This window comes from Pseudorhodoferax sp. Leaf267, from assembly GCF_001422405.1.
Classification (GTDB): domain Bacteria; phylum Pseudomonadota; class Gammaproteobacteria; order Burkholderiales; family Burkholderiaceae_C; genus Pseudorhodoferax.
On the sequence record NZ_LMMV01000013.1, the window covers coordinates 1 to 20,049 of the forward strand.

Annotated in this window: 22 protein-coding genes and 2 pseudogenes; 13 read left to right on the forward strand and 11 right to left on the reverse strand. The window is 68.0% G+C overall.

Translation table 11 applies throughout. From position 1 onward, the window contains the following. From ASF43_RS16730 to ASF43_RS31775, 5 genes are all read right to left on the reverse strand, one after another. Nucleotides 1-380: transposase (locus ASF43_RS16730; RefSeq protein WP_162241818.1), on the reverse strand; the 380-nt coding region annotated here is incomplete at its 3' end. A gap of 68 nt (nucleotides 381-448) precedes the next feature. After that, entirely contained in the window at nucleotides 449-769 is a 321-nt protein-coding gene (locus ASF43_RS16735) for a type II toxin-antitoxin system RelE/ParE family toxin (RefSeq protein WP_056183505.1), read from the reverse strand. Then, entirely contained in the window at nucleotides 769-1,047 is a 279-nt protein-coding gene (locus ASF43_RS16740; RefSeq protein WP_056183507.1) for a type II toxin-antitoxin system Phd/YefM family antitoxin, read from the reverse strand. Before ASF43_RS16740 ends, ASF43_RS16735 begins: the two co-directional genes overlap by 1 nt. Before the next feature lie 59 nt (nucleotides 1,048-1,106). Next, nucleotides 1,107-2,846: an ABC transporter ATP-binding protein gene (locus ASF43_RS16745; protein WP_235578278.1), complete on the reverse strand. Its 1,740-nt coding sequence runs from the start codon at nucleotides 2,844-2,846 to the stop codon at nucleotides 1,107-1,109. Nucleotides 2,847-2,918: 72 nt separating this feature from the next. After that, entirely contained in the window at nucleotides 2,919-3,308 is a 390-nt protein-coding gene (locus ASF43_RS31775) for a tripartite tricarboxylate transporter substrate-binding protein (RefSeq protein ID WP_056183509.1), read from the reverse strand. Between ASF43_RS31775 and ASF43_RS29890 the strand changes: the two are divergent. Then, nucleotides 3,199-3,552 (forward strand): annotated as a pseudogene (locus ASF43_RS29890) (LysR substrate-binding domain-containing protein); the annotation flags it as partial. The gene ASF43_RS31775 and the pseudogene ASF43_RS29890 sit on opposite strands and share 110 nt — an antisense overlap. A gap of 201 nt (nucleotides 3,553-3,753) precedes the next feature. Here the strand turns inward: ASF43_RS29890 and ASF43_RS16755 are convergent. The 3 genes from ASF43_RS16755 to ASF43_RS16765 all read right to left on the reverse strand — a co-directional run bounded on the left by ASF43_RS16755 (nucleotide 3,754) and on the right by ASF43_RS16765 (nucleotide 6,332). Continuing rightward, nucleotides 3,754-4,146, reverse strand: a complete 393-nt coding sequence (locus ASF43_RS16755; RefSeq protein WP_056183535.1) for a PaaI family thioesterase — start codon at nucleotides 4,144-4,146, stop codon at nucleotides 3,754-3,756. A 19-nt stretch (nucleotides 4,147-4,165) separates the two neighbouring features. Then, complete coding sequence (locus tag ASF43_RS16760) at nucleotides 4,166-5,014, reverse strand: SDR family oxidoreductase (protein WP_082497917.1); 849 nt, start codon at nucleotides 5,012-5,014, stop codon at nucleotides 4,166-4,168. Nucleotides 5,015-5,117: 103 nt separating this feature from the next. Further along, the gene (locus tag ASF43_RS16765; protein WP_056183510.1) at nucleotides 5,118-6,332 is read right to left on the reverse strand and encodes an SMP-30/gluconolactonase/LRE family protein; all 1,215 of its coding nucleotides are present in this window, start codon (nucleotides 6,330-6,332) and stop codon (nucleotides 5,118-5,120) included. A gap of 304 nt (nucleotides 6,333-6,636) precedes the next feature. On the opposite strand from ASF43_RS16765, the gene ASF43_RS16770 reads away from it, so the two are divergent. The 6 genes from ASF43_RS16770 to ASF43_RS16795 all read left to right on the forward strand — a co-directional run bounded on the left by ASF43_RS16770 (nucleotide 6,637) and on the right by ASF43_RS16795 (nucleotide 12,847). Beyond that, nucleotides 6,637-7,647 carry a glycosyltransferase gene (locus ASF43_RS16770; RefSeq protein WP_056183513.1) on the forward strand — a complete coding sequence of 337 codons (1,011 nt, stop codon included), beginning with the start codon at nucleotides 6,637-6,639 and terminating at the stop codon, nucleotides 7,645-7,647. Between the two features lie 72 nt (nucleotides 7,648-7,719). After that, nucleotides 7,720-9,030: a replication-associated recombination protein A gene (locus tag ASF43_RS16775; RefSeq protein WP_056183514.1), complete on the forward strand. Its 1,311-nt coding sequence runs from the start codon at nucleotides 7,720-7,722 to the stop codon at nucleotides 9,028-9,030. Between the two features lie 191 nt (nucleotides 9,031-9,221). Next, a complete protein-coding gene (locus ASF43_RS16780) occupies nucleotides 9,222-10,151 on the forward strand; it encodes a branched-chain amino acid ABC transporter permease (protein ID WP_056183516.1) in 930 nt (309 codons plus the stop codon). Between the two features lie 9 nt (nucleotides 10,152-10,160). After that, entirely contained in the window at nucleotides 10,161-11,345 is a 1,185-nt protein-coding gene (locus ASF43_RS16785; protein WP_056183518.1) for a branched-chain amino acid ABC transporter permease, read from the forward strand. Between the two features lie 18 nt (nucleotides 11,346-11,363). Then, entirely contained in the window at nucleotides 11,364-12,134 is a 771-nt protein-coding gene (locus ASF43_RS16790) for an ABC transporter ATP-binding protein (protein ID WP_056183520.1), read from the forward strand. Beyond that, nucleotides 12,134-12,847: an ABC transporter ATP-binding protein gene (locus tag ASF43_RS16795; protein WP_056183522.1), complete on the forward strand. Its 714-nt coding sequence runs from the start codon at nucleotides 12,134-12,136 to the stop codon at nucleotides 12,845-12,847. The genes ASF43_RS16790 and ASF43_RS16795 overlap by 1 nt, the downstream gene beginning before the upstream one ends. 12 nt (nucleotides 12,848-12,859) lie before the next feature. Here the strand turns inward: ASF43_RS16795 and ASF43_RS16800 are convergent, their stop codons facing one another. After that, nucleotides 12,860-13,405, reverse strand: a complete 546-nt coding sequence (locus tag ASF43_RS16800; RefSeq protein ID WP_056183524.1) for an NUDIX hydrolase — start codon at nucleotides 13,403-13,405, stop codon at nucleotides 12,860-12,862. A 7-nt stretch (nucleotides 13,406-13,412) separates the two neighbouring features. Next, a complete protein-coding gene (locus tag ASF43_RS16805; protein ID WP_056183526.1) occupies nucleotides 13,413-14,111 on the reverse strand; it encodes a fumarylacetoacetate hydrolase family protein in 699 nt (232 codons plus the stop codon). A gap of 257 nt (nucleotides 14,112-14,368) precedes the next feature. Here ASF43_RS16805 and ASF43_RS16810 point away from each other — a divergent pair, with 257 nt between their 5' ends. Genes ASF43_RS16810 through pgeF form a run of 4 tightly spaced genes read left to right on the forward strand, consistent with a single transcriptional unit; the run spans nucleotide 14,369 to nucleotide 17,744 of the window. Continuing rightward, entirely contained in the window at nucleotides 14,369-15,031 is a 663-nt protein-coding gene (locus ASF43_RS16810; protein ID WP_082497918.1) for an OmpA family protein, read from the forward strand. A gap of 48 nt (nucleotides 15,032-15,079) precedes the next feature. Then, on the forward strand, nucleotides 15,080-16,315 hold the full coding sequence (locus tag ASF43_RS16815; protein WP_056183528.1) for an MFS transporter: 1,236 nt from the start codon (nucleotides 15,080-15,082) through the stop codon (nucleotides 16,313-16,315). An 11-nt stretch (nucleotides 16,316-16,326) separates the two neighbouring features. After that, nucleotides 16,327-16,977, forward strand: coding sequence for a maleylacetoacetate isomerase (gene maiA / locus ASF43_RS16820; protein WP_056183539.1), 651 nt, complete (start codon nucleotides 16,327-16,329; stop codon nucleotides 16,975-16,977). Beyond that, nucleotides 16,977-17,744, forward strand: coding sequence for a peptidoglycan editing factor PgeF (gene pgeF, locus ASF43_RS16825; protein ID WP_056183529.1), 768 nt, complete (start codon nucleotides 16,977-16,979; stop codon nucleotides 17,742-17,744). Before maiA ends, pgeF begins: the two co-directional genes overlap by 1 nt. Here pgeF and ASF43_RS29895 read toward each other — a convergent pair. Continuing rightward, a complete protein-coding gene (locus ASF43_RS29895; protein WP_369803281.1) occupies nucleotides 17,673-17,999 on the reverse strand; it encodes a hypothetical protein in 327 nt (108 codons plus the stop codon). The genes pgeF and ASF43_RS29895 overlap by 72 nt on opposite strands. A 53-nt stretch (nucleotides 18,000-18,052) precedes the next feature. Here ASF43_RS29895 and ASF43_RS16830 point away from each other — a divergent pair, with 53 nt between their 5' ends. Together ASF43_RS16830 and ASF43_RS16835 are read left to right on the forward strand one after the other, a co-directional pair. Continuing rightward, complete coding sequence (locus tag ASF43_RS16830) at nucleotides 18,053-19,756, forward strand: alpha/beta hydrolase (RefSeq protein WP_056183531.1); 1,704 nt, start codon at nucleotides 18,053-18,055, stop codon at nucleotides 19,754-19,756. Nucleotides 19,757-19,799: 43 nt separating this feature from the next. Further along, nucleotides 19,800-20,049, forward strand: a pseudogene (locus ASF43_RS16835) (acetyl-CoA C-acetyltransferase); the annotation flags it as partial.

Below are 20,049 nucleotides of genomic sequence, written 5' to 3' on the forward strand. Positions count from 1 at the left end.
AAAGCCACCACCGCGCCATGCTCGATCAGGCGTTGGCGGTTTTTGCTGAACACCGTGGGCACCCAGACGCTGTCGTCCATGGACAGCCCGATGARCCAGCGAAACAGCAGGTTGTATTGSACCTGCTCCATCAGCAACCGCTCCGAGCGCACCGAGTACAGCACCTGCAGCAGCRTGGCGCGCAGCAGCTTTTGTGGGGCGATGCTGGGGCGTCCGCCCTTGGAGGCGTCCTCATACATGCCTGCGAACAGGTCTTCGAGTCCGCTGAGCGCGTCGTTGACCATGGCCCGGATGGCTCGCAACGGGTGCGTTGCAGGCACGAAGTCATCGAGCTTTTTGATGCTGAACGGGCTTTCGGTGAAGGTGTCGGATCCGCGCATGCCGCATTGTCCTGCGCGCACCGGCCCCGCGGCCTAGACCGAGGTATTTCAGCAGCCTGTTAGGCGCTTTAAATTTTCAGAAGGCGCTTCATCAGGAGCGACTTGAAGTCTTGCCGATGCCCGGCGATGGCATAGACGTAGGTGTCTCCAGTCATGCGACGGTAGACCAGCTTGTGGTGCGATGTGAAGACGTTCCGGTATTCGGAGATGCCCACAGAAGTCAGTTCCTGAACATGTGGCCCGGTCAGCAAGCCGCTGTCCACCAGTGCCAACTTGCCGAAGATCTCGTCTTCGGCCTTCAGCCAGTCAGCTTCGCTCCATTTGGACAGCATGTATTCCTGCAGCGAGAGCAAGTCGTCTTGCGCGCCAGGAAGAATGACGATCGCCACTATTTGCGGCGTTGACGTGCGGCGGCCAGTTGCGCACGTGATTCGGCTGCCGAAATGCCATGGCCTTGCAGGCGATCCTTCTCGCCCAAGGCCATGACTTTCAGCGCTGCGATGAGCTCTTCCTTTTCCTGGAACTGCCTGACGTTCTCGATCACCATGCTGGCCTCGCCGTTCTGCGTGATGAAGTACGGGGTGCCGTTCATTTCCAGATCTTCGGATATCTGCGATGCGTGACTTTTCAGGTAAGAGATGGATTTGATGTTGGCAGCGGATGGCATGCTGGACTCCTACGTTGAATGGGTCTGAATTTAGTGCCGAATTCAGTTATCGTCAAACATCAGGGCGCAGTCCGCAGCTGCGGCTGCCGCGCCAGCACCTCATCGCGCGGCCCGGCGTCGCTCACGCGGCCGGCCTCCATCAGCACCACGGTGTCGAAGTGCGACAGCAGGCTCATGCGGTGCACCGAGGCGATCACGCACGCATCGGGAAATGCCTGGGCGATGCGGTCCAGCACGCGGCCTTCGGTGGCCGGGTCCAGCGCGCTGGTCGGTTCGTCCAGCAGCAGCAACGTGCTGCCGCGCGCGGCCAGCACGCCGCGCGCCAGGCACAGGCGCTGGCGCTGGCCGCCCGAGAGGTTGGCGCCGCGCTCGGTGAGCGGCGTGTCCAGGTTGCCGTGCAGGCCGGCCAGCACTTCGTCGAAGGCGCTGGTGTGGATGGCGGCCAGCAGCGCCGCGTCGTCCTGCGGCAGGCCGAAGGCCAGGTTCTCGCGCACGCTGGCTTCGAACACCTCGGTCTCCTGCGGGATCAGCGTGGCGATGTTGCGCAGCCGGGCCCAGTCCTGAGGCTGGCCGTCCAGCAGCAGCTGCCCCGATGCCGGCGGGTACAGGCCGGCCAGCACGCGCAGCAGCGTGCTCTTGCCGCCGCCGCTGGGGCCGACCAGTGCCACGCGCTGGCCGCGCGCGAGCTGCAGGTCCACCGCGTGCAGGCCGCCGCCGCGGCTGCTTTCGGCGTAGTGCCAGTGCAGGCCCTGCAGCGCCAGCTGCTGCCAGCGCGCGTCCGGCTCCAGCGCCTCGGCGGCTTCGTCGGCGCGCTGCGGCGCCGTCAGCAAGGGCTCGGCGCTGCGGTAGTCCGTGTGCATGCGCGCGAAGCTCTGGAAGTTGCCGGCCATGGAGCCGATCACGCCGGCCGTCTGCTGCGCGTACTGGTAGATCATGAACACGCCGCCCAGCAGCACGGCTTCGCCCGGCGTGCGCGTCTGCCACACGTACATCACCACCAGGCCCCAGGTCAGCGCCAGGCCCAGGATGTCGACCGTGAACCACTTGCCCTCGCCGACGATCGTGGCGCGCTTGAGCGGGCCCGACACGGCGCGCATGCGCAGCCGCATCAGCGCGCGCGAGGCCGTGGCCAGCCGCAGGCCGATCACGGTGGCGGTGTTGCCGATGAAGTCCACCAGCGCCGCCACATAGCGCCGGTCGGCATCGTTCTCCAGCCGCGCCAGCAGCATCAGCGCGCGGTCGAAGCGCAGGATCACGAACGCGATCAGTGCGTAGCCGGCGAGCGCCAGCGCGCCGCTGCTGCGCGACAGCAGCGTCAGCGCGACCAGCGGGCCGAAGAAGTTGACGACGTTCTGCAGGTAGACGAACTGGTTCTGCGCGAAGTCTGCCAGCGCGCGGCTGGCCTGGTGCACGCGGTGCTGCAGCTCGCCCGAGTGCTGCGTGCCATGCCAGGCCAGCGGCGCACCGGCGATGCGTGCGTAGAGCCTGTCCCCCAGCTGCTCGCGCACGTGCACGGCCACATTGCGCTCCAGCACGCGGCCGGGGCCGTGCATGAGCCAGGAAGCGAGGTACACCGCCATCAGGCCGGCGATCCACAGGCCGGAGTCCTGCAGCTGCCCGCGCTGCAGTGCGTTGATGGCCTGGGCCGCGAGCCAGGGCATGGCCAGCCGGACCAGCTGCGCGCCGCCCAGCAGCGCCATGGCGCCGCTCAGCTGGCCGCGCGCACCTTCGGCATGGCGCCACAGCGCGGCATAGAGTTCGCGGGCGGCGTGGGCGGGAGAAGAAGGGGTGGCAGTCAACGGAGCGGTGGCCAATCGGATCTGCGGGCCAGTATCGCCCACGCATGCCGCGCCCTCCGTGGCGCCTCGCCGCTACTGCGGCATGGGATGCACGGCCACCAGCGCGTCGAACGCCTTCTCGTCCGCCGCCACGCGTTGTGCGAAGGCTTCGGGACTGGAGAGCACCGGGTCCGCATTGATCACGCCCAGCGCCCCCATCACGCTGGCGTCCTGGCGCAGCTGATCCAGTCCGTTGTGCCACGCTGCCAGCACGGCCGACGGCACGCCCTTGGGCGCGAACAGGCCATACCAGGGGTCGCCGACCGCCACGCCACGGATGCCGGATTCGGCCAGCGTGGGCACACCGGGCGGCGTGCTGCGCATCGGCACCATCCTCGACCCGTCGTTCATTTGCCTGGGCGACTGGCTCAGCGCGCTGGTGGCGGCCGTGCCGCAGATCGACACCGAGCTGCGCCACGGCATCAGTGGCAGCGTGCTGGCCCAGTTGCAGCAGGGCCAGTTGGACGTCTGCTTTTATCTGAGCCCCAGCCTGGCCGCCACACAGGTGCTGCAGCCGCCTCTTGCGGCACGCGCACTCACGCGCTTTTCCTACCGCGTCATGGCGCCACAGGGCTGGGGGCCGCAGGTGCAGGGACGCGATTGGGAAGGCGTGGCCACGCTGCCCTGGGTGGGGACGCCGCCCGAATCGGTGCACCACCGGCTGCTGCGGGAGATCTTCGAGCCACGCGGCCTGGCGCCGCGGCACGCCGCACTCGTCGATCAGGAAGCCTCAATGCTGAAGGGAAGAGCCCACCGTGGCGGCAGCTTGGGGCGCGCTGGAGCGGGTGTGGGGGCGCCAGGTGCGGCCGTGAGGTCCTCGATGCAAGGGCCTGCTGGGCGGCCGGAACAGGCGCTCAGTGCGCCGCCATCACCAGCGCGTCTGCGTGACGACTGCGCACAGCTTGCCCTCGGCATTGCGCACCGAGGTCTGCCACACCATGGTGGTGCGCCCGCGGTGCAGCGCCACGCTCTCGCCCGTGACCACGGTGTCGACCTTGGCGCCGGCCATGAACTTGGTGCTGGAGTCGGTGGTCGTGGTGCGCTGGCCCGGCTGCAACTGGATGAAGGTGCCCACCGCGCCCAGTGTGTCGGCAAACGCCATGTACGCACCGCCGTGCAGGATGCCTCCGGCCGTGCACAGGTCGGGCCGCACGCGCATCTCGGCGGTGACACGGTCCGGTGCCAGGGCGGTCAGGCGCACGCCCATGAGGCCGGGAAACAGCGGGTCCAGACGGGCCTGGACGGCGACGATGTCGGGCATGGCGGTGTCCTGCAACGGCTCATGGCGCCAGGGGTTGCCGGGCATGGGCCAGCTCGGCCAGGGACGCATCGCTGCTGTCGGCGTGGTGGGCGTCCGCGGCCGCGTGCTGGGCGTGCAGCTTTTGCATGCCGCCGAGCCAGCGGTCATAGTCCTGGCCCTTGTTGCGGAAGTACTGCGCGACCTCCGGGTGCGGCAGCACCAGGAACTTCTCCTCGCGCATGGCCTGGACCACGTCGCCGGCCACCTGGTCCGGCGAGATGATGCCGTCGTGCGATGCCGAGCTGTCCGTGCCCTTGACCATCGGGGTCTGGACCGATTGCGGGCACAGGCAGGACACGCGCAGCCCGCGCCGGCCGTATGCGATGCGCAGCCACTCGGCGAAGGCCACGGCCGCATGCTTGGTCACGGCATAGGGCGCGGACTCGACGATGCTGAGCAGCCCGGCGGCCGAGGCCGTCACGAGGAAGTAGCCTTCGCCGCGCGCGAGCATGTCGGGCACCACGGCGCGGGCCGCCCACACATGGGCCATGCCGTGGATGTTCCACATCGCGTCCCACAGCGCGTCTTCCAGTTCGATGCCGCCCTTGCGCCCCAGGATTCCGGCGTTCGAGATGTAGGCATCGACCTGTCCGAAGCGTTCGCGCGTGGCCGCCACCAGGGCCTGGATGTCCGCCTCCTGGCTGACGTCGCAGCGCAGTGCCAGGCCCACCTCGCCCGGCAGGTCGCGCGCCACGGCCTGTGCGGCGCCGACCTGCACATCGGCCACGACCACGCCGCGTGCGCCTTCCGCCGCGAATCGTTGGGCCAGGCTGCGCCCGATGCCGCTCGCCGCGCCGGTGACGATGACGACCTTGTTCCGTACTTCCATGGGTTTCCTCGCTGAGTGGACTGGCGATGGTGCTGCGCCGTGGCGCCCGTGCAATCACGCAGGCGACACGGCATGGGCGAGCCATCGCTCGCGCTGCCCCTGCTCAGCTCGGCGAGGCGCCTTGGGTTGCGGTGTAGACCGCGTAGACCGACTGGCTTGCGATCATGAACAGCCGGTTGCGCTTGGGCCCGCCGAAGGTCAGGTTGCCGCAGACCTCGGGCAGGCGGATGCGGCCGATCAGCTTGCCCTCCGGGTTCCACACCGTCACGCCGTTGTAGCCCACGGCACGGCCGGCGTTGCTGGCCGACCAGATGTTGCCGAACACGTCGGCGCGCATGCCGTCGGGGCCGCACTTCACGCCATCGACCATGCAGTCGGAGAACACCTTCTGGCCCGACAGCTGGTTGCCCGCGCCCACGTCCAGCACATGGATGTCGCCCTTGCCGGCCGGTCCGGTGCTGGCCACGTAGAGCTTCTTGTAATCGGGCGAGAAGCACAGGCCGTTGGGGTTGGGCACTTTGTCGTCGGGGATCACGGCGTCGAGCCGGCCGCTCGGGTCCCAGCGGTAGACCTGGGTCGGCAGCTCCTGCCGCGCGTCGCCCACGCCGACCGGCTGGCCGATGCGGTTGTTGAGCCGGCCTGCGCGGTTGCTCTTGCCGCCGGCGGGGTCGGGTGTGCCCTCGTACAGCTGCGCGCCGTAGGGCGGGTCGGTGAACCAGATGCTGCCGTCGGGGTGCGGCACGGCGTCGTTGGGCGAGTTCAGGCGCTTGCCCTTGAAGCTGTCGGCCAGCACGGTGATGGAGCCATCGAGCTCGTAGCGCACCACGCGCCGCGTCAGGTGCTCGCAGGCGATCTGCCGGCCCTGGAAGTCGAAGCAGTTGCCGTTGCTGTTGTTCGAGGGTGAGCGGAACACCGAGACATGCCCGTCGTCCTCGATCCAGCGGTGCTGCCGGTCCGCCGGGATGTCGCTCCACAGCAGGAACTTGCCGACCGAGTTCCAGGCCGGCCCCTCGGCCCAGCCGGCGCCCGTCCACAGCCGCTGGATGGATGCATTGGGCTGCGCCAGGTCGTTGAAGGAGGGGTCGACGGCGATCACGTCCGGATCCCAGAAGTAGGTGGTGGGCGGCGCGCCGGGGCCGAAGTCGCGCGGTGGCGTGGTGACCGTGCTGGGTGGCGCAAGCGAGGCCTTGCCCTGGGCCCATGCGCCCGCGGCACCCAGCGCCGCGGCGCTGGCGCCCACGGATCCGAGAAAGGAGCGTCGGTTGAACGCGGTGGTCCCATCCTGCCCGGTGGGCGTCTGAGCGGCTGTCGTTGGCATGCTTGTCTCCATGTTTTGGTTTGATCTGGTGCGAGCCGGCGCCACGATAGCGTGGCTGTGTCGGGCCTACAAGCTGGGCGCAGGCGCCGGCTTCAGGTGCGCGACATGCCGGCGATGCGGGTCCGCCACTCTGTCAGAGGTGCGCGCAGCCAGCGTTTGACGTCTCGGTCAGGCATAACTGTTGCTTACAATTCCGGCCGCAATCTCTGCGGATTGTTCGCCGCCAGTCGGCGCAGAAGCGCCAAATTCAAGCGAAATCCGTCCCAGTCCTCCGCAGTCCCTGCGCCGTTCACCGCGCGTACCTATGTCCGAATGTCACAACGTCACCGTCAGCATCCTGAACTGGAACTCGTCCGCGGTGACTTTGCACGCGGTGCGCTCGGTGCTGGCCCTGCAGCTGCCGCCCCATGTGCGCGTGAACCTGGTGGTCGTCGACAACGGGTCGCGCGCGGAAGACGCAGCCGCGCTGGCGGACGCCCTGGCCGGCCTGCAGGTCAGGCTGCAGGCCTTGCCGCAGAACCTGGGCTTCGCCGGTGGGCACAACGTTGCAATCCGTGAAGCGCTGGCGAAAGGCGCGGACTTCGTCTGGCTGCTCAACAGCGACGCGATCGCACCGCCGCACAGCCTGGCGCAGTTGCTGCGTTTGATGGACGAGCAACCCCGCTGCGGCGCGGCCTCGCCCGTCATCGTGCGGCTGGGCCAGCCGGACCTGGTCGACTTTGCCGGTGCCGTCCATGACTGGGACCTGCTGGACTCGCCGCGGCCGGTGCAGACAGACGCCTCCCGGGCGCTGGCGCTGGCGCATCGCAAGGATTTCTGGGTCGTGGGCACGGCGGTACTGCTGCGCGCCACGGCGCTGCGCGAGGTCGGCCTGCTGGAGGAGCGCTACTTCGCCTACTACGAGGACGACGACATCTGCGCACGACTGGCCGGTGCGCAGTGGCACAGTGCCATGGCCTACGACGCGCATGTCGAGCACGCCTGCTTCGAGGGGCAGATGTTCGAGCGGCCGCCGTATTACTTCTATCTCATGGCGCGCAACGCCTTTCGCTTCTGGGGCCGCCATACGCCCGCCGGAAAGCGGCGCTGGCTGCGCCTGAGGCTGCTGGACACCTGGCTGCTGTACAGCAACCGCCTGCACAGCCACGGCCAGCCGCTCAAGCGCGACGCGTGCCTGCTCGGCATCTGGGATGGCCTGCTGGGCCGCGACGGCCCGCCAAGCCTGCAGCAGCGGTGGACGCCCTGGCTGCTCCAGGCCTTGCGCTTGTTGCGGCTGCCGAACCACCGGCCACACATGCCCTCCGTCGGCGTCTGAGGGCAGCGGCAAGAAGCCGCTGCGGCGGCGCGCGGCCCGCTCGGCCCGGTGCACCGGACAATAGCGGCCACCATGCCTTCCGCGAACCGATCCGCCTCTGCCACTTCCAACCAGCCGCTGGCCGAGCGCCTGCGGCCCAAGACCCTGGGCGAGGTCGTCGGCCAGCAGCATCTGCTAGGCGAAGGCATGGCACTGCGCATCGCGTTCGAGTCGGGCCAGCCGCATTCCTGCATCCTGTGGGGCCCGCCCGGCACCGGCAAGACCACCATCGCGCGGCTCATGGCCGATGCCTTCGACGCGCAGTTCATCGCCATCAGCGCCGTGCTGGGCGGCGTGAAGGAGATCCGCGAGGCCGTCGAACGCGCCACGACCGCGCGTGACGGCCTGGCGCAGCAGGGCACCATCGTGTTCGTCGACGAGGTGCACCGCTTCAACAAGAGCCAGCAGGACGCCTTCTTGCCGCATGTCGAAAGCGGCCTGTTCACCTTCATCGGCGCCACGACCGAGAACCCCTCCTTCGAGGTCAACTCGGCCCTGCTGTCGCGCGCGGCCGTCTACGTGCTGCAGTCGCTGGGCGAGGATGACCTGCGCCAGATCGTTGCCAAGGCCCAGGCCATCGACGCGCTGCCGGCCATCGAGAGCAAGGCGCTCGACCGCCTCGTGGCCTATGCCGACGGCGATGCACGGCGCCTGCTCAACACGCTGGAGACGCTGGCCGTCGCGGTGCGGCAGGAAAAGCTTGCGCAGATCGACGACCCCTGGCTGCTGCGCGTGCTGGGCGAGCGCATGCGGCGCTACGACAAGGGCGGCGAGCAGTTCTACGACAGCATCAGCGCGCTGCACAAATCCGTGCGTGGCTCCGACCCCGACGCCGCGCTGTACTGGCTGGTGCGCATGCTGGACGGCGGCGCCGAGCCACGCTACATGGCGCGCCGCCTGGTGCGCATGGCCAGCGAGGACATCGGGCTGGCCGACCCCCGCGCGCTGCGGTTGGCGCTGGATGCGGCCGAGGTCTACGAGCGCCTGGGCTCGCCCGAGGGCGAACTGGCGCTGGCCGAATGCGTGGTCTACCTGGCCGTTGCACCGAAGTCCAACGCCGTCTACAAGGCCTACAACGAGGCGCGCGCGTTCGTGAAGCGGGACGGCACGCGGCCCGTGCCGCTGCATCTGCGCAATGCGCCGACCAAGCTCATGAAGAGCCTGGACTACGGCAAGAACTACCGCTACGCGCACGACGAGGAAGACGGCTTTGCAGCCGGTGAGCGCTACTTCCCCGACGGCATGGCCGACACGCAGTTCTACCGGCCCGTGCCGCGCGGCCTGGAGCTCAAGATCGGCGAGAAGCTCGAAGCCCTGCGCGAGAAAAACCGCCAGCGCGGCTGAGCTGCCGGGCGTGCGCCAGGGCGTCGCAGGCGGCTGCCGTGCAAAGGGTAAACCCCGTCGGACTCCTGCGTTTTCGCTCGGAAGCGCAAGGCTAGAATCGCCCCGAAACCCGCACGAGCACCGATCTGGCGGGTTTTTTGCTAGGTGATGGGAAGGGGGTGCAGCGCGGCACCTCCGCAACGGAGAAGAATATGGATACCTTGCTACAGCAGATCATCAACGGTCTGGTCATGGGCAGCATGTACGCCCTGGTGGCACTGGGCTACACGATGGTGTACGGCATCATCAACCTGATCAATTTCGCGCACGGAGAAGTGCTGATGGTGGGCGCCCTCACGAGCTGGACCTCCATCGGCCTGATGCAGCAAGGCATGCCGGGGGCACCCGGCTGGGTGATCCTGATCCTGGCGATGGTGATCGCCTGCATCGTGGCTGCGGCGCTCAACTTCACCATCGAGAAGATCGCCTACCGGCCCCTGCGCAACAGCCCCAAGCTGGCGCCGCTGATCACCGCGATCGGCGTCTCCATCCTGCTGCAGACGCTGGCCATGATCATCTGGAAGCCGAACTACAAGGCCTACCCCACGCTGCTGTCCAGCACACCGGTGCACATCGGCGGCGCGGTGATCTCGCCCACGCAGATCCTGATCCTGGGCCTCACGGCCGTGTCGCTGGCCGTGCTGATGTGGCTGGTCAACTTCACCAAGCTGGGCCGCGCGATGCGCGCCACGGCCGAGAACCCGCGGGTCGCGGCACTCATGGGCGTCAAGCCGGACGTCGTGATCTCTGCGACCTTCATCATCGGTGCCGTGCTTGCGGCCATCGCCGGCGTGATGTACGCCTCGAACTACGGCACGGCGCAGCATGCGATGGGCTTCCTGCCGGGCCTCAAGGCCTTCACGGCGGCCGTGTTCGGCGGCATCGGCAACCTGGGCGGCGCGGTGGTCGGCGGCATCCTGCTGGGGCTGATCGAAGCCATCGGCTCGGGCTACATCGGCCAATTGACGGGCGGCGTGCTGGGCAGCCACTACTCCGACATCTTCGCGTTCATCGTGCTCATCATCATCCTCACGCTGCGCCCGTCCGGCCTGCTCGGCGAGCGTGTGGCGGACCGGGCCTAGGAGCTGCGCATGAAGAACAACAAGACTCTGACCACGGTGGTGTGCGCCATCGTGCTGCTGGCCTTCCCGCTGGTGCTGCAGCAGTTCGGCAACGCCTGGGTGCGCATCGCGGACATGTCGCTGCTCTACATCATGCTGGCGCTGGGCCTCAATATCGTGGTGGGCTACGCCGGCCTGCTGGATTTGGGCTTCGTCGCTTTCTTCGCGGTCGGCGCCTACATGTTCGGCCTGCTGGCCTCGCCGCATCTGACGGACACCTTCGAGGCCTTCAAGGCCATGTTTCCGAACGGGCTGCATTCCTCGCTGTGGCTGGTGATCCCGCTCGGGGCCGGGCTCGCGGGCTTCTTCGGCATGCTGCTCGGCGCGCCCACGCTCAAGCTGCGCGGCGACTACCTGGCCATCGTGACGCTGGGCTTCGGCGAGATCATCCGCGTGTTCCTGAACAACCTGGACCACCCCGTCAACATCACGAACGGCCCCAAGGGTCTGAACCAGATCGACTCGATCAAGCTGTTCGGCCTGGACCTGGGGCGCTCGCTGAAGATCGGCGACTTCACGCTGCCGTCGGTCACGCTGTACTACTACCTGTTCCTCGCGCTCGTCCTCATCAGCGTGGTCATCTGCCACCGGCTGGAGCTATCGCGCATCGGCCGCGCCTGGATGGCCATCCGCGAGGATGAGATCGCGGCCAAGGCCATGGGCATCAACACGCGCAACATGAAGCTGCTGGCCTTCGGCATGGGCGCGGCATTCGGCGGTGTCGCCGGCACCATGTTCGGCGCGTTCCAGGGCTTCGTGTCGCCCGAATCGTTCAGCCTCATGGAGTCGGTCATGATCGTCGCCATGGTGGTGCTGGGCGGCATCGGCCACCTGCCCGGCGTGATCCTGGGCGCGGCGCTGCTGTCGGCCCTGCCCGAGGTGCTGCGCTACATCGCCGGCCCGCTGCAGGCCATGACCGACGGCCGGCTCGACGCCTCCATCCTGCGCCAGCTGTTCATTGCGCTGGCGATGATCGTCATCATGCTGACGCGCCCGCGCGGCCTGTGGCCGTCGCCGGAACACGGCAAGTCGCTGAACAAGAAGACGGCACCCGACCCGGTGCCAGGCTCGGCCCAGGCCATCACGCCCGGCGTGGACACGCCGGCCGACGCGGTGCCCGGCAAGCCCGACCGCCCGATGTCGATCAACCCCTGAGCGGCGGAGCAGCACACCATGGCAGACATCGTCCTCAACGTCAGCGGCATCTCCAAGCGCTTCGGCGGGCTGCAGGCCCTCTCCGACGTGGGCTTGAAGATCGAACGCGGCCAGGTCTACGGCCTCATCGGCCCGAACGGCGCGGGCAAGACCACCTTCTTCAACGTGATCACCGGGCTGTACACGCCCGACAGCGGCAGCTTCGAGCTGGCCGGCAAGCCCTACAAACCGACTGCCGTGCATGAAGTGGCGCAGGCCGGCATCGCGCGCACCTTCCAGAACATCCGGCTGTTCGCCGAGATGACGGCGCTCGAGAACGTGATGGTCGGCCGCCACGTGCGCACCGGCTCGGGCCTGCTCGGCGCCATCTTCCGCACGCGCGGCTTCAAGGCCGAGGAACTGGCGATCGCCAAGCGCGCGCAGGAGCTGCTGGACTACGTGGGCATCGGCAAGCTGGCCGACTACAAGGCCCGCACGCTGAGCTATGGCGACCAGCGCCGGCTGGAGATCGCGCGCGCGCTGGCCACCGACCCGCAGCTCATTGCGCTGGACGAGCCGGCCGCCGGCATGAACGCGACCGAAAAGGTCATGCTGCGCGAGTTGATCGACCGCATCCGCAAGGACAACCGCACCATCCTCTTGATCGAGCACGACGTGAAGCTGGTCATGGGCCTGTGCGACCGCGTCACGGTGCTGGACTACGGCAAGCAGATCGCCGAGGGCACGCCCGCCACGGTGCAGAAGAACGAAAAAGTGATCGAGGCTTACCTCGGCACCGGGGGTCACTGATGACAGTGCTATTGAAGGTGAAGGGCCTGCAGGTCGCCTACGGCGGCATCCAGGCCGTCAAGGGCATCGATTTCGAAGTGCATGAGGGCGAGCTGGTTTCGCTGATCGGCTCCAACGGCGCCGGCAAGACGACCACCATGAAGGCCATCACCGGCACATTGCCGGCCAGCGGCGGCGACATCGAATACTTGGGCAAAAGCATCCGCGGGCAGGGCGCCTGGGACCTGGTGAAGCAGGGCCTGGCCATGGTGCCGGAGGGTCGCGGCGTGTTCGCCCGCATGACCATCACCGAGAACCTGCAGATGGGCGCTTATGTGCGCGACGACAAGGCCGAGATCGACAAGGACATCGAGAAGATGTTCGTGATCTTCCCGCGCCTGCGCGAGCGCAAGGACCAGCTGGCCGGCACCATGTCGGGCGGCGAACAGCAGATGCTGGCCATGGGCCGGGCGCTGATGAGCCGGCCCAAGGTGCTGCTGCTGGACGAGCCTTCGATGGGCCTGTCGCCCATCATGGTGGACAAGATCTTCGAGGTCGTGCGGGACGTTTACGCCCAGGGCGTGACCATCATGCTGGTCGAGCAGAACGCCAGCCGCGCGCTGGCGATCGCCAACCGCGGTTATGTGATGGAGTCCGGCATCATCACCATGAGCGGCGACGCCAAGGTCATGCTGAACGACCCCAAGGTGCGCGCCGCCTACCTGGGCGAGTAGGCCGCCCGGTCGCTAGACGATGTCCAGGTGGTGCACCTGGAAGGCGCCGGCCTTACGGTCGGCAAAGAAGCGCCGCAGCGTTTCGCCGACCGTGCGGAAGGCGATCTCGTCCCAGGGGATTTCATCCTCGGTGAACAGCCGGGCCTCGATGGTCTCGTGGCCAGGTGCGAAGCGGTCGTGCAGCAGCTGCGCGCGGTAGAACATGTGGACCTGGCCCACGCGCACCACGCTCATCACGCTGAACAGCCCGCCCATCTCGTAGGCCGCGCCGGCTTCCTCGTCGGTCTCGCGCGCCGCCCCCTGGGCTGTGGATTCGCCCAGCTCCATGAAGCCGGCCGGCAGCGTCCACTTGCCCCAGCGCGGCTCGATGTTGCGCTTGCACAGCAGCACGCGTTCGTCCAGCACCGGCACCGTGCCCACCACGACCAAGGGGTTCTCATAATGGATCGTGGCGCAGGCCGGGCACACTGCCCGTTCCTTGGTGTCACCATCGTCGGGGATGCGGTAGACGACGGCGGTGCCGCAATTGCGGCAGTGCTTGATCGGCGTGCGAAACATCGCGCGATCAGCCCGCGATCCTGACCGTCAGGCCTTCCAGCCCCGTCACGCCGCCGCGCAGCGTGTCGCCCGCCACCACCGCGTTGACGCCCTCGGGGGTGCCCGAATAGATCAGGTCGCCGGGCTGCAGCTCCCAGGCGGCCGACAGGTGTTCGATGGTCTCGGCGATGTTCCAGATCAGTTTGGACACATTGCTGCGCTGGCGGTCCTCTCCGTTGACCTGCAGCCAGATCTCGGCGTTCTCGGCATCGCCGGCCTGGGCCTTTGGCGTGATCGGGCCGATGGGCGCGGACTGGTCGAATCCCTTGCCGATGCACCAGGGCCGGCCCTGCTTCTTCATCTCGCCCTGCAGGTCGCGGCGTGTCATGTCCAGGCCCACGGCGTAGCCGAAGATGTGCTTGTGCGCGTCGGCCGCAGCGATGTTCTTCCCGCCAGTGCCAATGGCCACCACGAGCTCGATCTCATGGTGCAGGTTCTTGGTCAGGCTGGGGTAGGGCATGGAGCCGGTCTGGCCTGCCGGTACGACGACGACGGCATCGGCCGGCTTCATGAAAAAGAACGGTGGCTCGCGGCCGGTGAAGCCCATCTCTTTGGCATGGTCCTCGTAGTTGCGGCCCACGCAATAGACGCGGTGCACCGGGAACGTGGCGGTCTGGCCGACGACCGGCACGGCCACAGTAGGAAAGGGGGGAAACACGAAGCTCATTGCAACCTTTCGGATCGAACGATGCCCGCGGCGCGGGGTGTCGGGTGGGTGGTGATGCGGCGGCCAGTGTGCCATGCGCCCGGGGCTTTCGGCCCTGGGGCTTGCATGAAGCGTCCTACAGCCGATCGGCATGGGCGACACTGTGCGAAGGCGTGCGCCAGGGCTACAACTCGTAGCAACCCGTCATCGTGTCGTGACGGTTGTCACCAGCCGCTGGTGTGCAATGCCGGCGTGATCCACAACAACAGGAGTCTTCCATGACCAACACCACTTCAACCTCTTCTTCCCTGCGCGTGCTGCCCCGTGCCGGCATCGCCGCCGCTGCGCTGGCCGTCGTGCTCAGTGGCTGCGCCAACATGAGTGACACCCAGAAGGGTACGGCCGTCGGGGCCGGCGTTGGCGCCGGGGTCGGCGCGCTCGTCGGCAAGGGCAAGGGCGCCGCGATCGGCGCGGGCGTTGGCGCACTGGGTGGCTACATCTGGTCCAACCACATGGAAAAGAAGAAGGCTGAGATGGAGCGCGCGACCGCCGGTACCGGCGTGTCGGTCACGCAGACCGCGGACAACCAGCTGAAGCTGGACATCCCCAGCGACATCTCCTTCGACACCGGCCGGGCCGACATCCGGCCTTCGCTGCGCCCCATCCTGGACCAGTTCGCCTCGGGGCTGCGAGACCAGCCGAACACCGAGATCCGCATCATCGGCCACACCGACTCCACGGGCTCGGATGCCATCAACGACCCGCTGTCCCAGCAGCGTGCCGCCAGCGCGCGCGATTACCTGGCCTCGCGCGGCGTGGACTACCGCCGCATCGTGACGGCGGGCCGTGGGTCGCATGAGCCCATCGCCGACAACGGCAGCGAGGCCGGGCGCGCCAAGAACCGCCGCGTCGAGGTCTACCTGGCCGAACGCCAGGGCTGATCGGCGCCGGCCTGAACCGACGGGAGACCTCGTCCGTATCATCGGCCGATGCCTCCTGATTCCTTTCCCCCGGCGCCGAACGGGCTCGCGCCGGGTGCCCTGCTGGCGCTCGCATTGGCCGCCTTCGGCAGCGCCGCCGCCATGCGCCTGACCGACCCGCTGTTGCCGCGCCTGGCCGCCGAGTTCAGCGTAACGCTGGCGCAGGCCGCGCAGGTGATCACGGCTTTCTCGTTGGCTTATGGCTTCGCGCAGCTGCTGTTCGGCCCGTTGGGTGACCGGTTCGGCAAGTTCCGCGTGATCGGCTGGGGCTGCATGGCCTGCATGCTCGCCTCGCTCGCGTGCGCTTTGGCGCCGGGCTTCGTGCCACTGGTGGGCGCGCGGCTGATCGCCGGCATCGCGGCGGCGGCCATCATTCCGCTGTCCATGGCCTGGATCGGCGACACCGTGCCCTATGCCGAGCGCCAGCCCGTGCTGGCGCGCTTCCTGATCGGCCAGATCATGGGCATGTCGGCCGGCGTCGTGATCGGCGGCCTGGCCGCCGACCTACTGGGCTGGCGGCTGCCGTTCTGGGGCCTGGCGGCTTGGTTCCTGTGCATGGCGCTGTGGCTGCGCCGGGTCGGCGCGCGAGTGGGCTCTGGTGCGGCGCCTGCCACGGCGCCAGGCGGCTCGGCCGTGCGACGCATGACCGGTGAGTTCGCCAAGGTGCTGGCCCTGCCCTGGGCGCGCATCGTGCTGGTGGCCGTGTTTCTCGAAGGCGCCAGCCTGTTCGGTGCGTTCGCCTTCATCGCCGCGCATCTGCACGCCGTGTTTGGCCTGTCGCTGGCGCTGGCTGGCGCCACGCTGATGGCCTTCGGCGCCGGCGGCATCGTGTTCGCGTTCGGCGCGCGCAGGCTGGTCGCCCGACTGGGCGAGACACGCCTGGCCGCCAGCGGCGGCGCCATCATCGCGGCCTCGCTGCTCGTGATCGCGTGGGCGCCGGTCTGGTGGTGGGCCGTGCCGGCCTGCCTGAGCGCCGGACTGGGTTTCTACATGCTGCACAACACGCTGCAGACCAACGCCACGCAGATGGCGCCGGCCCGCCGCGGTGCGGCTGTGTCCTCCTTCGCGTGCTGCTTCTTCCTGGGCCAGGCCACGGGCGTGTGGCTGGCCGGGCTCTCGGTGTCAGGCTTCGGCACGCGCCCGCTGATGGCCGTCGGTGCGCTCGGCGTGCTGGCGGTCGGCATCGTGTTCGGCCGCCTGCGCGCCCTGCATGCAGCGGGACAGTGGCAGCCGGCGGCTTCCTGATAATGCGCCGCATGAAGCTGTACAACTACTTCCGCTCCTCCGCCTCGTTCCGCGTGCGCATCGCGCTGGCGCTGAAGGGGCTGGCCTACGAGTATGTCCCCATCCACCTCGCCAAGGGCGAGCACAGGCATGCCGCTTTCGCCCAGGTCTCGGCCGACCAGCTGGTGCCCGTGCTGGAGGTCGACGGCGTGCGCCTGTCGCAGTCCATGGCCATCATCGAGTACCTGGACGAGACCCACCCCACGCCGCGCCTGGTGCCGGCCGACCCCATCGCGCGCGCGCAGGTGCGGGCGCTGGCCCAGTCCATCGCCTGCGAGCTGCACCCGATCAACAACCTGCGCGTTCTGAAGTACCTGGTGCGCGACCTGAAGCTGGACGAAGCCGCGAAGAACGCCTGGTACCGCCACTGGTGCCGCGAGGGCCTGGAGGCGTTCGAGCGACAGCTCGCGCTGCTGCGGGCCACCCAGCCCGACGCGGCCTACTGCTTCGGTGACGCGCCCACGCTGGCCGATTGCTGCCTGGTGCCGCAGATCTTCAACGCGCAGCGCTTCCAGGTCGACCTGTCGGGCCTGCCGCTGACCATGGCGGCCCACGAAGCCTGCATGCAGCTGCCCGCTGTGCAGCAGGCCCAGCCCTCGGCCTGCCCCGACAACGAGGCCTGATGGCATCGCCTGCCGACTGGCTGGTGCCCGACTGGCCGGCACCCGCCCATGTGCATGCGGTGCACACCACGCGCGCGGGCGGCGTGTCCCAGGCGCCTTACGCCAGCATGAACCTGGGCGACCACGTGGGCGACCACACGACAGCGGTCGCTGAGAACCGGCTTCGGATGGCGCAAGCGTTGCAGGCCGAGCCCGTCTTCCTGCAGCAAGTGCATGGCACGGAGGTGCTGCACTTGCCATCGCCGCTGCGGGTCGCAGACGCCTGCGTGAGCGTGGCGCCCGGTGCCGTCTGCACCATCATGGTGGCCGACTGCCTGGCCGTGTTGTTCACCGACCCCAGTGGCCGCTGCGTGGCGGCGGCCCATGCCGGCTGGCGTGGCTTGGCAGGTGAGGGCGGTGTGGGTGTGCTGGAGACCACCGTGGCCGCAGTGCGCCAGTCGCTTGGCGACAGGGCCGCGCCATTGCTGGCCTGGCTGGGCCCATGCATCGGGCCTGATGCGTTCGAGGTCGGGCCGGAGGTCAGGGCGGCTTTCGCAGCGCAGTCACCCGAGGCCGCAAGATTCTTCCGGCCGCATGGCGCGGGCAAATGGCTGGCCGACCTGCAGGGCCTGGCGCGTCAACGTCTGCAGGCGCTTGGCCTGGCCAGCATCCACGGCAACGATGGCAGCCCCGGCTGGTGCACCGTCGGCAACCCCTCACGGTTCTTTTCGCATCGGCGCGACCGCGTCAGCGGCCGCATGGCTGCCTGCATCTGGCGCAGCGCCTGAGCCCTGGGCCAGCGTGGCTTGATGGGCTGCGCGCTCCGCGGCCTCGCGTGCCCGCATGGCCTTGCGCCGGGCTGGCGTACGCATCAGGTAAACCACCAGTGTCATCGGCACGACGCCGTAGAGTACAAAGGTCACCATGCCACCGAGCACCGAGCCCTGCGTGCTGGTGGCCTCAGCCACTGCCATCATCACGGCGACATAGGTCCAGGCGATCACAACCAGGTACATAAACGTAAAAAAAGTTGCAGCTGCCAAGAGGCACTGGTGTAATCAGGGATTACCCGAATAACCGAGGTTGAGGAGACGCGATGCATTCTGAAGCAAACTGGGCGCAAGCTGCCCAGCAGTTCCAACACGTCATGGGCAATCTGCTGTCCACGGCCATGAAGGGCATGGGGCCCATCGGCAACGGGGCTGCCTCCGGCGCGACGCTCCCGGCCCTGAGCTTCGCGCCGGACAAGCTTCAGGAACTGCAGCAGCAGTATCTGGCCGAAGCCACCAATCTCTGGAACGAGAGCGCCAAGCAATCGCTGCAGCGCGACCGCCGCTTTGCCAGCGAAGCCTGGGCCAGCAACCCCGTCGCCACCCTGTCGGCTGCCACCTATCTGCTGAACGCCCGCACCCTGATGGGCTTGGCCGATGCAATCGAAGGCAACGAGAAGATGCGGGCCCGCGTGCGTTTCGCCGTCGAACAGTGGATGGCTGCCTCGGCCCCCAGCAACTTCCTCGCGTTCAATGCCGAAGCCCAGGCGCTGGCGCTCAAGACCAAGGGCGAGAGCATCGCCAAGGGCCTGCAGAACCTGCTGCACGACATGAGCCAGGGCCATGTCTCCATGACCGACGAGAGCGTGTTCGAAGTGGGCCGCAACGTGGGCACCACCGAGGGCTCGGTCGTGTTCGAGAACGAGCTGTTCCAGCTCATCGAATACAAGCCGCTGACCGCCAAGGTGCACGAGCGCCCGCTGCTGCTCGTGCCGCCGTGCATCAACAAGTTCTACATCCTGGATCTGCAGCCCGAGAACTCGCTGATCCGCTATGCCGTGGAGCAGGGCCACCGCACCTTCGTCGTGAGCTGGCGCAACCCCGACAAGAGCCTGGCCGACAAGACCTGGGACGACTACATCGAGGACGCCGCCATCCGCGCCATCGGCCTCACGCAGGAGATCAGCGGCTCGGACGAGATCAACGCGCTGGGCTTCTGTGTCGGCGGCACCATCCTGACCACGGCGCTGGCCGTCCTGGCCGCGCGCGGCGAGAAGCCCGTGGCCTCGCTCACGCTGTTGACCACCTTGCTCGACTTCAGCGACACCGGCATCCTGGACGTGTTCATTGACGAGAACATGGTGAAGTACCGCGAGATGCAGATGGGCAAGGGCGGCTTGCTGCCGGGCGGCGACCTGGCCTCCACCTTCAGCTTCCTGCGGCCCAACGACCTGGTCTGGAACTACGTGGTCGGCAACTATCTCAAGGGTGAGACGCCCCCGCCATTCGACCTGCTGTACTGGAACAGCGATTCCACCAACCTGCCAGGCCCGTTCTACGCCTGGTACCTGCGCAACACCTACCTGGAAAACCGGCTGATCGAGGCCGGCGCGGCCACCGTCTCCGGCGAGAAGATCGACCTGTCGCTGCTCGACATCCCGGTCTTCATCTACGGTTCGCGCGAAGACCACATCGTGCCCATCGGCGGCGCCTACGCCTCCACCCAGCACCTGCCCGGCAAGAAGCGCTTCGTGATGGGCGCCTCGGGCCACATCGCCGGCGTGATCAACCCGCCCGCCAAGAAAAAGCGCAGCTACTGGACCGGCAGCGACACGCGTTTTCCAGCCAAGGTCGACGACTGGCTGGCCAAGGCGACCGAGCACCCGGGCAGCTGGTGGACCGACTGGTCCGGCTGGCTCGCCGGCCATGGCGGCAAGCAGATTGCCGCGCCCCGCACCCCAGGGCGCGGACAATACAAGGCCATCGAGCCGGCCCCTGGCCGCTACGTCAAGGCCAAGGCCAAGGCCTGAACCGATTCCGCAACTTCACACACACTGAGATAGGGACAAATCCATGGAAGACATCGTCATCGTCGCCGCCGCACGCACCGCCGTCGGCAAGTTCGGCGGCAGCCTGGCCAAGATCGCCGCACCCGAACTGGGCGCCACCGTCATCAAGGAGCTGCTCTCGCGCAGCAAGCTCAGCGCCGAGCAGATCAACGAAGTGATCCTGGGCCAGGTGCTGACCGCCGGCTCGGGCCAGACCCGGCGCGCCAGAGCGTCATCAAGAGCGGCCTGGCCCATGGCACGCCGGGCCTCACCAT

Coding starts and splice junctions, on each gene's coding strand:
- pgeF (WP_056183529.1), top strand. CDS start 16,977: ATGGCATCGCCTGCCGACTGGCTGGTGCCCGACTGGCCGGCACCCGCC.
- ASF43_RS16830 (WP_056183531.1), top strand. CDS start 18,053: ATGCATTCTGAAGCAAACTGGGCGCAAGCTGCCCAGCAGTTCCAACAC.
- ASF43_RS16815 (WP_056183528.1), top strand. CDS start 15,080: ATGCCTCCTGATTCCTTTCCCCCGGCGCCGAACGGGCTCGCGCCGGGT.
- maiA (WP_056183539.1), top strand. CDS start 16,327: ATGAAGCTGTACAACTACTTCCGCTCCTCCGCCTCGTTCCGCGTGCGC.
- ASF43_RS16755 (WP_056183535.1), bottom strand. CDS start 4,146: ATGCCCGACATCGTCGCCGTCCAGGCCCGTCTGGACCCGCTGTTTCCC.
- ASF43_RS16760 (WP_082497917.1), bottom strand. CDS start 5,014: ATGGAAGTACGGAACAAGGTCGTCATCGTCACCGGCGCGGCGAGCGGC.
- ASF43_RS31775 (WP_056183509.1), bottom strand. CDS start 3,308: ATGCCGTGGCGCAGCTCGGTGTCGATCTGCGGCACGGCCGCCACCAGC.
- ASF43_RS16780 (WP_056183516.1), top strand. CDS start 9,222: ATGGATACCTTGCTACAGCAGATCATCAACGGTCTGGTCATGGGCAGC.
- ASF43_RS16770 (WP_056183513.1), top strand. CDS start 6,637: ATGTCCGAATGTCACAACGTCACCGTCAGCATCCTGAACTGGAACTCG.
- ASF43_RS16775 (WP_056183514.1), top strand. CDS start 7,720: ATGCCTTCCGCGAACCGATCCGCCTCTGCCACTTCCAACCAGCCGCTG.
- ASF43_RS16810 (WP_082497918.1), top strand. CDS start 14,369: ATGACCAACACCACTTCAACCTCTTCTTCCCTGCGCGTGCTGCCCCGT.
- ASF43_RS16805 (WP_056183526.1), bottom strand. CDS start 14,111: ATGAGCTTCGTGTTTCCCCCCTTTCCTACTGTGGCCGTGCCGGTCGTC.
- ASF43_RS16785 (WP_056183518.1), top strand. CDS start 10,161: ATGAAGAACAACAAGACTCTGACCACGGTGGTGTGCGCCATCGTGCTG.
- ASF43_RS16765 (WP_056183510.1), bottom strand. CDS start 6,332: ATGCCAACGACAGCCGCTCAGACGCCCACCGGGCAGGATGGGACCACC.
- ASF43_RS16795 (WP_056183522.1), top strand. CDS start 12,134: ATGACAGTGCTATTGAAGGTGAAGGGCCTGCAGGTCGCCTACGGCGGC.
- ASF43_RS16800 (WP_056183524.1), bottom strand. CDS start 13,405: ATGTTTCGCACGCCGATCAAGCACTGCCGCAATTGCGGCACCGCCGTC.
- ASF43_RS16790 (WP_056183520.1), top strand. CDS start 11,364: ATGGCAGACATCGTCCTCAACGTCAGCGGCATCTCCAAGCGCTTCGGC.
- ASF43_RS16740 (WP_056183507.1), bottom strand. CDS start 1,047: ATGCCATCCGCTGCCAACATCAAATCCATCTCTTACCTGAAAAGTCAC.